General features: G+C 38.6%; 9 protein-coding genes and 1 other annotated feature. Of the genes, 1 reads left to right on the top strand and 8 read right to left on the bottom strand.

Annotated elements, in window-relative coordinates:
- Positions 1–18 precede the first annotated feature (18 nt).
- The 3 genes from aspS to LKW28_RS06570 form a co-directional block, all read right to left on the bottom strand.
- On the bottom strand, positions 19–1,788 hold the full coding sequence (gene aspS, locus LKW28_RS06580) for an aspartate--tRNA ligase (RefSeq protein WP_229139552.1): 1,770 nt from the start codon (positions 1,786–1,788) through the stop codon (positions 19–21).
- 11 nt (positions 1,789–1,799) lie between these two features.
- Complete coding sequence (hisS, locus tag LKW28_RS06575; protein WP_229139551.1) at positions 1,800–3,068, bottom strand: histidine--tRNA ligase; 1,269 nt, start codon at positions 3,066–3,068, stop codon at positions 1,800–1,802.
- A 59-nt stretch (positions 3,069–3,127) separates the two neighbouring features.
- Positions 3,128–3,492: a binding site (T-box leader), on the bottom strand.
- 98 nt (positions 3,493–3,590) lie between these two features.
- Positions 3,591–3,767 (bottom strand): hypothetical protein, encoded by a 177-nt coding sequence (locus tag LKW28_RS06570; RefSeq protein WP_229139550.1) that lies wholly within the window; start codon positions 3,765–3,767, stop codon positions 3,591–3,593.
- 132 nt (positions 3,768–3,899) lie between these two features.
- On the opposite strand from LKW28_RS06570, the gene LKW28_RS06565 reads away from it, so the two are divergent.
- Positions 3,900–5,681 (top strand): SH3 domain-containing protein, encoded by a 1,782-nt coding sequence (locus LKW28_RS06565; RefSeq protein WP_229139549.1) that lies wholly within the window; start codon positions 3,900–3,902, stop codon positions 5,679–5,681.
- A gap of 82 nt (positions 5,682–5,763) precedes the next feature.
- Here the strand turns inward: LKW28_RS06565 and dtd are convergent, their stop codons facing one another.
- The 5 genes from dtd to LKW28_RS06540 form a co-directional block, all read right to left on the bottom strand.
- Positions 5,764–6,204 carry a D-aminoacyl-tRNA deacylase gene (gene dtd / locus LKW28_RS06560; protein ID WP_229139548.1) on the bottom strand — a complete coding sequence of 147 codons (441 nt, stop codon included), beginning with the start codon at positions 6,202–6,204 and terminating at the stop codon, positions 5,764–5,766.
- 15 nt (positions 6,205–6,219) lie between these two features.
- Positions 6,220–8,409 carry a RelA/SpoT family protein gene (locus tag LKW28_RS06555; RefSeq protein WP_229139547.1) on the bottom strand — a complete coding sequence of 730 codons (2,190 nt, stop codon included), beginning with the start codon at positions 8,407–8,409 and terminating at the stop codon, positions 6,220–6,222.
- Between the two features lie 220 nt (positions 8,410–8,629).
- A complete protein-coding gene (locus LKW28_RS06550) occupies positions 8,630–9,142 on the bottom strand; it encodes an adenine phosphoribosyltransferase (protein WP_229139546.1) in 513 nt (170 codons plus the stop codon).
- On the bottom strand, positions 9,142–11,496 hold the full coding sequence (gene recJ / locus LKW28_RS06545; RefSeq protein WP_229139545.1) for a single-stranded-DNA-specific exonuclease RecJ: 2,355 nt from the start codon (positions 11,494–11,496) through the stop codon (positions 9,142–9,144). The genes LKW28_RS06550 and recJ overlap by 1 nt, the downstream gene beginning before the upstream one ends.
- Before the next feature lie 77 nt (positions 11,497–11,573).
- Positions 11,574–12,470, bottom strand: a complete 897-nt coding sequence (locus LKW28_RS06540) for a cation diffusion facilitator family transporter (protein ID WP_229139544.1) — start codon at positions 12,468–12,470, stop codon at positions 11,574–11,576.
- Between the last annotated feature and the right edge of the window lie 140 nt (positions 12,471–12,610).

The raw sequence follows: 12,610 nt of genomic DNA, 5'->3' as shown, positions 1-12,610 counted from the left end.
CAAAAAGGGTTTTGTTCGCTATTTTCGAACATTTAACGACAAATACAAGTCGTTTAATTGTGCTTTGCTTACTTCACCTGGCGCGTCTGTTAATAGATCACTTGCACTTGCTGTTTTAGGGAAAGCAATGGTGTCACGAAGATTTGTTCGACCTGCTAAAAGCATGACTAGTCGGTCTAGACCTAACGCAATTCCACCGTGTGGTGGTGTCCCATATTCAAATGCCTCCATTAAGAATCCAAACTGCTCTTTTGCTTCCTCTTCTGTGAATCCTAATACTTTGAACATTTTCTCCTGGATGTCACGTTCAAAAATACGAAGTGAGCCTCCACCTAGTTCATAGCCGTTTAATACGAGGTCATAAGCTTGTGCTTTTACTTCCCATGGTTTGCTTTCAAGATGCTCGATATCTTCTCTAGCTGGCATTGTAAATGGATGGTGAGCTGCATAATAACGACCATCTTCCTCATCGAATTCAAAAAGCGGCCAGTCCGTTACCCAAAGGAAATTAAATTTAGATTGATCAATTAATTCAAGTTCTTTTCCAAGTTTTAGTCTAAGTGCACCTAACGCATCTGCTACTATATTTGCTTTATCCGCTACAAATAAGAGTAGATCTCCTGCGGAAGCTTCTAAGACGGCTCTTAATGACTTTTGCTCTTCTTCATCAAAAAACTTCGCAATAGGTCCTTTTAATTCAATTTCTTCAACCTTTAGCCAAGCAAGACCCTTAGCACCGTAACGATTCACATATTCTGTAAGACCATCGATGTCTTTGCGAGTATATTTGGCAGCAGCACCCTTTGCATTGATAGCCTTAACTTGACCTCCAGTTGCTACTGCATTGCTGAATACTTTAAATCCGCTATCCTTGACTACTTCGGAAAGATTGATTAATTCCATTTCAAAACGAGTATCAGGTTTATCAGAGCCATAACGGTTCATAGCATCGTCATAAGTTAAACGAGGTAATGGAAGCTCTACTTCCAATCCTTTAACGTCTTTCATTAGCTTTTGCATCATTTGCTCTGCCATAGCCATAATGTCTTCCTGGCTCATAAAGGACGTTTCAATATCGATTTGTGTAAATTCTGGTTGTCTGTCAGCACGCAGATCTTCGTCTCTGAAACAGCGAGCAATTTGATAATAACGGTCAAATCCGCCTACCATCAATAACTGTTTAAAAATTTGCGGAGATTGTGGAAGTGCGTAAAACTCACCAGGATGCACACGGCTTGGCACAAGATAATCACGGGCACCCTCTGGAGTGCTTTTAGTTAAGATTGGTGTTTCGATATCTAGGAACCCTTCACCGTCTAAATAATCTCGAATTGATTTTGTCACATTATGACGCATTTTAAATGTTTCAAACATTGCTGGTCTGCGAAGGTCTAAATAACGATATTTTAATCGTAAATCCTCGGATACATCCGTGCGGTCTTCTATCATAAATGGAGGTGTTTTTGCTTCATTTATGATTTTGATATCAGTCGCTTTGATTTCGATTTTTCCAGTTGTAATATTATTGTTGATTGTTGCTTCAGCTCGAGCCACAACTGTTCCTTCAATATCCAATACATATTCGCTTCTTACAGTTTCCGCAATTTCTAATGCTTCTTTCGATTCTTCGGGATTAAATACAATTTGGACGATTCCTGTTCTGTCTCTGAGGTCAATAAAAATGAGTCCACCAAGGTCTCTTCTTCTTTGAACCCAGCCTTTTAATGTTACTTTTTCGCCAATTGCTTGTTCTGTGATTTCACCACAATAATACGTTCTTCCAAACATGTTTCCCACTCCTAGTGACTTTTTTCAAGTATATATGCTATAAATTTTTCAAGTTGGACTTCTTCTTGATTACCTGTTTCCATGTTTTTCACATTAATCACGTTTCTTTCTAATTCCTCGTCGCCTAAAATAGCAACAAACTTAGCTTGTAATCTGTCGGCTGCTTTGAATTGGCCTTTTACTTTTTTATTTAAATAATCTTTCTCAGCAATTAAGCCAGCTTTTCTCAGTTCATTTACTAATGACACGGATTTTACGGAAGCTGCTTCCCCGATTGCGGCAACATAGCAGTCAACCCGTTCTTCAACCGGCAGCTCAATCCCCTCTGCATTCAAGGCTGCTAAAAGTCGTTCAATACTTAAAGCAAATCCGATACCAGGTGTTTCCGGGCCGCCAAGTCCTTCTACTAAACCATTGTAACGTCCTCCACCACATAGGGTAGTTATGGCCCCGAAGCCTTCTGCATCACTCATGATTTCAAATGCGGTGTGATTATAGTAATCCAAACCTCGAACTAAACCTGAATCCACTTCAAATTCAATCTGTAAATCTGTTAAGTAAGATTTCACTTTATTGAAATATTCACTTGATTCCTCGTTTAAATATTCAAGGATAGATGGTGCAGAATGCATTAACTCGTGGTCACGGTCTTTTTTACAATCCAAGATTCGCATTGGATTTTTCTCAAGTCTTGATCTACAATCCGAACAAAATTCATCGATTCTTGGAGAAAAATGTGCGATTAATGCATCACGGTGTGCGCTTCTACTAGACACATCACCTAGACTGTTGATAACAAGCTTTAGTTTTTTCAATCCAAGTGATTGATAGATTTCCATTGCGAGTGCAATAACTTCTGCATCGATTGCAGGGTCATTGCTGCCTAAAGCCTCAACCCCAAATTGGACGAATTGACGGAATCGACCTGCTTGCGGACGTTCGTAACGAAACATCGGCCCACTATAATAAAGCTTTGTTGGCTGTGTTGGGTTACCAAACATTTTGTTTTCCACATATGAGCGAACGACGGCAGCAGTGCCTTCTGGTCGAAGTGTTAAGCTTCGTTCACCACGATCTTCGAAGGTGTACATTTCTTTTGTAACGATGTCTGTCGTTTCACCAACACTTCGTAAAAATAGTTCTGTATGTTCAAAGATCGGTGTCCGTATTTCTTTATAATTAAATCTTTTGCATATATCTCGAGCTTTTTCCTCAATATATTGCCATTTTTCCACATTACCTGGAAGAATGTCTTGCGTTCCTCTAGGAATATTAACCATTTAGTACTCCTCCTTACTTTTAAAAGAAAAAACAAAAAGCTCCCATCCCTACAATTTCTTGTAGGGACGAGAGCTTGTGTTCCCGTGGTGCCACCCTAGTTAAGTCTAACGGCCAATAAGCGGCGAATCTCTTCGTTAGCTTCGTTTTCTGCGATACGCATGCACAATAACGTGCACTTTCGTTTCTCGAAAACTTGCTGCCTCGACCTTCTTGCTTCTTGGTCGTTTAGAGACATTCGTTTTAGTCTTCACTCAATCAGTTAACGCCTGAAACGTTCAACTCCTACTAAAGCATTTGCTTTTTCAAAGAGAAACCTACGAGGTGTTCGTTCAATAAGTCATCATGCAGGAATGTTTTCAGCCTATGACATTCCCTCTCTATTCATGTGTAGTCTTATCTACTTTTCCCCATCACTGGTTCGACATGTTATTTTTTTGTAGAATTTTATATAATCATACGTATGAACTCAGTTCATGTCAAGTTTAAGACGAAATTTTTTTGTTTTTCAACTAAAACTTTTGTCAGGACCGATGTAATTGCCTTTTTAAATTTCTTACGTCTTTCACAGAAACACCAAATTCACTCGCTAATTCAACATACGAAGATGACTGCTCTTTTTGAATAAAATCGTGAAAATCCACTCCAAATACATTTCCGCCAGTATTTTGCACATTATTACTTTTTTCGCTAAATCTCATCCTATTCGCCCCTTTTTCATGTTAGACTTATGTTTCCCTTTTTTTGAGATTTTCTTTCTTAAAAAACAGGAATATTTTTATTTATGGCGAATTGTTATAAAGCTATGTTTTTTTACTCAAGGAGGCTTTAAAGTGTTACACAAGATTTTAAAATTGGGACTTGCGTTCCTGCTCGCAATTGTTTTTTCAGTTACCACAAATCCTGGAAAGCTGGCAAATGCACAAACAATCGCGGAAATTAATACTCCTGTCTTAAACGTAAGAGAAGGTCCTGGACTCTCCTACGGAAGAGCAGCACAAGTCAAACAAGGAGAAAAATTTACAATCATTGAAAGGAAGAATGAATGGGTTAAGCTGCAACTTTCTTCAGGAAAAACAGGCTGGGTTGCTTCGTGGCTCATCAAAGAAAACCACTCCACTCAGACACCAACCACTTCTTCATCAACAGTTGTATCGACCGTAGATGGGCTTAGATTTCGAAGTGGCCCAGGAACAAGCTTCCAAGTAATCGGCTCCTTAAATAAAGGAAACGAAGCCGGGTATATTGAAGCTAATGAGAATTGGACTAAAATCTCTTTAAATGGACATATTGGTTGGGTTGCCTCACAATTTATCATGGCAAAGCAGACATCAGGTTCAACGAATTCGAACCCAAGTTCAAATTCTGGTTCATCTAAAAAAACTGGGACGATAACTGCTTCCATCTTAAATGTGCGGGATCAACCTAATTTACAAGGTAGAATCGTAGGTAAGCTAAAGCAAAATGCAAATGTTACGATTACAAATGAAAGAGAAAACTGGTTAGAAATTGTATTTGGTAATAGTTCTGCTTGGATACATAGAGATTTCGTTGCGGGTATTTCTTCAACAGAGGAAAAACCATCTCGGCCTGCTACACCACCACAAAGCCCAACAAACTTAGGGAAAATTGGTATTGTAACTGCATCTAGCTTAAATGTTCGAGACAGTGGTTCACTTTCGGGTAAAATTGTTGGAAGCCTAAAACAAGGAAATAAGGTAACAATTGAAGAGGAAGTAAACAATTGGAGTCGTATTGCATTATCAAATGGAGCTAGAGGCTGGGTCGCCAGCTGGTATTTGGATATTCAGCTTGATACATCAACTGAAGCACCAAGCTCAGGTCAAACCACTGTAAAAATTCTTTACAATGGCACTAATATTCGTTCAGGATCATCCACCTCACATTCAGTTGTTGCTCGGGCAAATGAAGGCGATTCTTTTGCAATGGCTGCTAAAGAAGGGGACTGGTATAAAATCAACCTTCCTGGAAATAAAAGCGGATATGTTGCAGGTTGGCTTGTTTCTGTTAATGGAGCGCAAAACATTGTTGAACGCCCTGGTGTGAATCAATATTTAAAAGGGAAAACAATCGTTATTGACCCAGGTCATGGTGGTAATGATAGTGGCGCAATTGGAGTAAGTGGTTCTTACGAGAAAAATCTAAATTTACGCACAGCAAGAATGGTCGTAGATAAACTTAATGCGTCTGGTGCAAATGTCGTCATGACACGTAATAGTGATAATTATATTAGCTTACGTTCAAGGGTTAGTATCTCTCATTATCGAAACGCAGATGCTTTTATAAGCATCCATTATGATAGTATTTTTGATCGTAATGTACGTGGAGTAACATCCTATTATTATAAAAATATCGATGTTGGGCTCGCTTCAAACATCCAATCGGAGCTTGTTAAAAACACTGGTTTCAAAGATAGACAACATCGTCAAGGAAACTATCAAGTATTAAGAGAAAATCGAAACCCATCAGTCTTATTGGAATTAGGTTTTATTAGTAATCCGACTGAAGAATATACGGTAAATACAAATAACTTCCAAGAAAATGTTTCAAATGGGATTTATTATGGACTTGCTCAATATTTCAAAGGAAAATAATTTTTTCACAGAAAAATGCCTCAAAAGCAATTTGCTTTTGAGGCATTTGTTATTGTCTAGTTCAAGGCGCCTTAAGCTTTTCTTATTTACTCTCAAATATTAATGTAACAGGTCCTACATTTGTAAATTGGACATCCATCATTGCCCCGAATGTACCCGTTTCGACGATTACACCTTTTTCACGGATTTCTGCATTAAAAAATTCATACATCTTTTCCGCGTATTCAGGTTTTGCGGCATCCATAAAGTTTGGACGTCTTCCTTTCCGGCAATCCCCGTACAATGTGAATTGTGATACGGAAAGGATATCCCCATTTACATCAAGCAGTGACCGATTCATTTTTCCTTCATCGTCCTCAAAGATGCGAAGGTTCACAATTTTGTCTGCAACATATTTGATATCATCTAAAGTGTCTGTATGTGTGATGCCGACCAATAGCATCAACCCATTGTTGATGGAACCTACTACTTCATTATCAACCATTACCCTTGCATCGCGTGCTCGTTGTACAACAACCTTCATCACAAATTCTCCTTCTTAACTCATTACACGGCGAACGGAATAAATATCCCGAATTTGTTTAATCCGTTCGACCACTTTATGAAGATGACTCACATTTTGAATTGAGATTGCCATATTAATGGTTGCCATTTTATTTCGGTCAGACCTTCCAGAAACAGCTGAAATGTTTGTCTTAGTCTCATTTACCGCTTGGAGAACTTCATTTAATAAGCCTCGGCGATCAAAGCCGCTAATTTCGATTTCAACATTAAACTCTTTTCGATCATTTAAATTACTTTCCCATTCAACCTCAATTAATCGCTGTTGGGCGTCCTGAGTATGAACATTTTGGCAATCAGCCCGATGAACAGAAACACCTCTACCTTTTGTGATGAAACCAACAATTTCATCTCCAGGTACCGGGTTACAACATTTCGATAGACGAATCAATAGATTGTCAATTCCTTGAACCTGAACACCTGAATCTCGTCTTTTTGAGCGATTCGATACTTGCTTTACCTCTGATACCGATTCAGCAACCTGCTCCAGGTCTCGTTGCTTTCTCAGTTTGTCCGTTAAACGGTTTGCAATTTGGGCTGCGGTGATCCCGTTATATCCTATTGCTGCATACATATCTTCTTCATTGGAAAAATTGAATTTCTCGGCAACTCTTTTTATATTTTCAGATGTTAAAATATCCTTTACTTCAAACTCAAGATTGCGGATCTCTTTTTCAACAAGCTCTTTCCCTTTTTCAATATTTTCTTCACGGCGTTGTTTCTTGAAAAATTGGCGAATTTTGTTCTTTGCCTGTGATGTTTGGGCGAGCTTAATCCAGTCCTGACTTGGACCATAAGAATGCTTCGATGTTAAGATCTCGATAATATCTCCTGTTTTTAGTTTATAATCCAGGGTCACCATTTTCCCATTTACTTTTGCACCGATTGTTTTGTTCCCTATTTCAGAGTGAATACGGTAAGCAAAGTCAATTGGAACAGAGCCAAATGGCAGCTCCATAACATCCCCTTTTGGCGTGAAAACGAAGACCATATCGGAAAATAAATCGATTTTTAGGGATTCCATGAATTCTTCCGCATTAGAAGCATCATTTTGCCACTCTAAAATTTCACGGAACCATGTTAATTTCTCTTCAAAAGAGGATTGTTGATTAATTTGTTTGCCCTCTTTATACGCCCAGTGGGCTGCAATCCCAAATTCCGCAATCTGGTGCATCTCTACGGTTCGTATTTGAACCTCAAGCGGATCTCCCTTCGGACCAATCACAGTTGTATGAAGAGACTGATACATATTCGGCTTCGGCATAGCAATATAGTCTTTAAATCGTCCAGGCATTGGCTTCCAGCATGTATGGATGATTCCTAGAACCGCATAACAGTCCTTTATGCTATTTACAACAATACGAACTGCAAGAAGGTCATAGATTTCATTAAATTGCTTATTTTGCAGGACCATTTTACGATATATACTGTAAATATGCTTTGGCCGTCCCGAAATATCCGCTTTGATTGAAACCTCGTCCACATGGTTCTTAACTTCCTTAATGACTTCCTCAAGATACTCCTCACGTTCCGCACGCTTCTTTTTCATTAGGTTAACAATACGGTAATACTGCTGTGGATTTAAATAGCGTAAGGCAGTATCTTCAAGCTCCCATTTTATTTTTGAGATACCTAGCCGGTGTGCCAATGGAGCAAAAATTTCTAGTGTCTCATTGGAAATCCTACGCTGTTTTTCTTGTGGGAGATGCTTAAGAGTACGCATGTTGTGCAAACGGTCGGCTAGCTTAATTAATATCACACGTATGTCCTGGGCCATTGCTACAAACATTTTTCGATGATTTTCTGCCTGCTGTTCTTCTTGGGATTTGTATTTAATTTTCCCAAGTTTAGTAACTCCATCTACAAGCATGGCGACCTCGGGGGTAAACACGTCACTTATTTCTTGAAGAGTGATATCAGTGTCCTCTACTACATCGTGTAAAAAACCGCCTGCAATCGTTGAAGGATCCATTTCAAGATCCACCAAAATACCCGCTACTTGTACTGGATGGATGATATATGGTTCACCCGATTTACGAAACTGCTCCCTATGGGCTTCTTCCGCAAATTTATATGCACGTTCAATAAACTCGACATCGTTATCACGCAAATATTCTTTTGCCTTTTCAATCACTTGCTCAGGAGTTAAGACACTCTCGTTTGCCATAGATTTTATCACCTTTTTAGAAATTAAAGATTCAAAGAATAAGTTCTTTGAATCTTTTGTTTAAAATGATTATATTGTTTCTATTATCTTGAAAATCTCGAAAGAAGTAAAGGGAAATGACAGAAATATTGCCTAAAAGGCTGAGAAATTCGTTTTAAAAAGAAAAAATATCCAATCTACTAAAAAAAGCACTCCAATTGAGCGCTTTTTTATAGGGAATTTAAAACTGCATAAGTGTTAAAACATCATAGCCATCTAATTTATCCCGACCATCCAGGTAAGTGAGTTCAATGAGGAATGCAATCCCCGCTACAACACCGCCAAGCCGTTCAACAAGTTCAATGGTTGCTTCAATTGTTCCACCAGTTGCTAATAAATCGTCTGTAATTAAGACACGTTGACCTGGTTTAATTGCATCTTTATGAATGGTTAGAACATCTTTTCCGTACTCTTTACCATAATCTGCTTTAATGACATCCCTTGGAAGCTTACCTTCCTTACGAACGGGAGCAAAGCCCACTCCATGTGAGTATGCTACTGGACAGCCAATAATGAAGCCACGGGCCTCTGGTCCAACGACAAGGTCAATTTCTTTTTCCCTTGCATACTTCACAATTTGGTCTGTAGCGTATTTATACGCTTCACCGTCATTCATTAAAGGAGTAATATCCTTAAATTTAATTCCAGGCTTTGGATAGTCGTCAACAATTTCAATAAACTTTTTTAAATCCATTAACTTAGTGCCTCCTCAAGCAAATGCGAACCTTTATTTAGTGAATCAAACCAATACTTTAATTGTTGATATGATGAATACAATAATTGCTTTTCCAATTCAATTCTGCTAGCTTTCAATTGATAGGTTCTTGATTCAGTCAAATCCCTTTTTTTAGCTTGATTTGATAAGGTAATAAATCCCTTGTCTATTTTAACAAAATCTAATTCAAAAAACACCTGTGACATAAAATCAACTGTTTCCCTTGACCATCCTCTATATTTTGCTAAGTCATGGGCATAGCGATTCATATCAAATGGACCTTTTTTTGCCAGAAATGCATAAAACCATTTAAAATGCTCTCTTGTCGGGATCGTACTGAAAAAATGATTCTGCTCATGGAAGAATAAAGTATAAATACGAGTTGGGAAACTTGTACCAAATAATGCTTTAATCCATTCAGCTTCATCTGGTAAATCAAGAAGAACAACATGCTTTGATTCCAATTGAAGCTTAATTGCTTCTTCAATTGATAATACAACGGTACTTCTGTGATTAGTTAACCGAAGCTTTTCAATTGTGGTTTGCGAAAATGCAATTAATTGAAGCTTATCATCCCTTATTTTTTCTAAATAAGAAGCAAAATCGCGCATACCACGAATATCAAATAATTGCCATTCATTAACCGCTATGTCCTGAAGCATAATTTGTGGTTTTCGGCTGTTATTCCATTCATTAATAGATAATTCCCCAATCACTGAAACCTTTGATAACGGGGAAATTCCTTCACAAGTATGTCCTAACCCAAAACCAACCCCATCTAGAGTGTTTGGATCATCCTGGAGAACAATTTTTAAATGACTTTGGTTTGCGCCAATTCTTCGGATTGTATTGACACTAACATCATTAATCTGAACGATTGGTTTCGGATTTCCCATTCCAAATGGTGCTAATTTGTTCATTTCTAAAATTGATTCAATTGAAATATCTTGAATACCGCAAATTGCATCGACGGCTGTAATTGGTTGAAAGTCTTCAGAAGTTAATACTTCATTTGCAATCACATTCAGACGATTTCTAAGATCGTTAACATCGTCTACTTTAAGAGTCATTCCAGCAGCCATTGGATGTCCGCCAAAATGAGGCAAAATATCGCGGCATGTCGATAGGCTTTCATATAGGTTAAAGCCTTGAATGCTTCTTGCAGAACCTTTTGCCAACCCTTTTTCTGAATCAATGCTTAAAACAATCGTAGGGCGATAGAAACGATCAACCAATCTGGAAGCAACAATTCCAATAACACCAGAGTTCCAGCCTTCTTTTGCAATGACTAGGACAGAATTAGAAGTAGGTGGATAGTTTTCCTCTACCTCTTTAATTGCTTCCTGTGTCATTTGATTAACTAATTGCTGTCTTTCCTTATTCATCTCATCAATTTCATCAGCAATATATGTGGCTTCTTCTGGATCATTTGTCATTAATAAATCGACTGCTGGGTCAGCTGATTGCAGACGTCCAACTGCATTAATCCTTGGTCCAATCGCAAATCCAACTGTTTCCTCTGATATTTCCTTGGAATCAATTTTTGCTTTTTTCAATAATGCTTTTAATCCCGGTCGGTTAGTATTTTGTAATGCTCTTATTCCCTTTTTAGCAAGAAGACGGTTTTCTCCATGTAAAGGAACCAAATCAGCAATTGTTCCAATTACTGCCACATCTAATAAATCGTCGGGAACTTCACCACGTAAAGCATGAGCAACTTTAAATGCGACTCCAACCCCAGCCAATTCTTTAAATGGATACAGACTATTCGGTTTTTTAGGGTGGATAATCGCAGTTGCAACAGGCAGTTCAGGGCCAACCTCATGGTGGTCCGTAATAATTAAATCAATTCCTATTTCTTTTGCAACCTCAGCTTCACGAAGTGCTGAAATTCCCGTATCAACGGTTATAATTAAAGAAAAGCCTTCTGATTTCGCCCATCGAAATGCTGTTTCATTTGGACCATAGCCTTCAGTGAATCGATTTGGTATATAAAAATCAACATTTGCGCCTTTTTCTTTTAAGGCTGTCATCATCACAGTCGTACTGCTAACACCATCGGCATCATAATCACCAAATACTAAGATTCGTTCCTTATTATCAATTGCCTTTAAAATTCTCTCAATCGCTACATCCATTTGATCGAGTAAATAAGGATCGTGGAACTCTAAGCTATCTGGTTCTAAAAATTCCCGTGCGGATTCGATAGTAGTGAGCCCTCTATTCACAAGCAGGAATGCTACTAGAGGTGTAACTTGCAGTTCATTAACTAGTAGATTTGTATTAATCTGGTTGTATTCATTTACTTTCCAACGAGTTTTAGATTGTAACAAAAGCTTCACCCCTTAACCACACTATTATACCGGAGCAATAGCTGCGTTACAATGATTGACATTTTTCAGTAATTGCGTTATTCATCGTCTGAGTATGGATTAATATGGATAAAGACATTATGAACTTGTGCATATTCCATCAGTTTTGCTTTTACCTGTTTACCCACTTTATGGCCATCTTCCACCGTCATGTAGGGGTCAACTGAAATTTTTAAATCGACGATCACGTAATGCCCATGCTCACGCGCATGAAGCTCTGTTATTTTTTTCACTTCTGGAACAGACATCACTATTTTTCTAAATTCTGTTGTATCTTCATCATGTAAAACATGATCCAATGTATTATGTATGGCTTCTATTCCAAATTCCCATGCCATTTTCACAATCAGCACAGCAACCACAAGACCCGCAACAGGATCGGCATAAACAAGCCAATCTAGCCCTAAATAACCGCCAATTATAGCCCCTACGATCCCCACAAGGGTTGCAATCGAGGCGAATACATCGGAACGATCATCATACGCATTAATAATCAGTGCGTCACTCTTTATCTTTTTCCCAAGATTAAATTTATAACGAAACATAACTTCCTTAATAATGATTGAAAAAACGACAGCATATATCGCCGTTGTTTTCGGAACATCAATCGGCTTAAAGAATGCTCCAATTGAAGCTTTTCCGATTTCAAACCCAACAAGGGCCAGCAGCACCGCAACGATGATTGCGGAAACTGACTCGGCCTTCCCATGACCATATGGATGATCCTCATCAGGCGGTCTTTTCGCTGCTCGCACACCGATGTAAACAGCGATTGAGCCAGCTACATCTGAGGCTGAGTGGACAGCGTCAGCAATAAGAGCGCGGCTATTGGATTGAACCCCAACCACCCATTTAATAATAGCTAAGATAATATTCCCCACAACACCAATAATGATGGCTTTTTCCGCTTGTTTAAAGCGATCATTCTCTTTCAAAAACTCCTCATCCTCCCCATGTAAGTTTGAGAATACATCAAATACGCCATGGCGTATTTGCCGCCCGATTTTTTTTGGCCCACACGATGTGGGTCACAAAGACGTTGCCACAGGACGTGGCGCTCTTAGTCTTTGATCTT

Source organism: Bacillus sp. REN16 (genome assembly GCF_020731355.1).
Lineage (GTDB): Bacteria > Bacillota > Bacilli > Bacillales > Bacillaceae_L > Ferdinandcohnia.
This window is presented reverse-complemented; position numbering and strand designations above follow the sequence as displayed.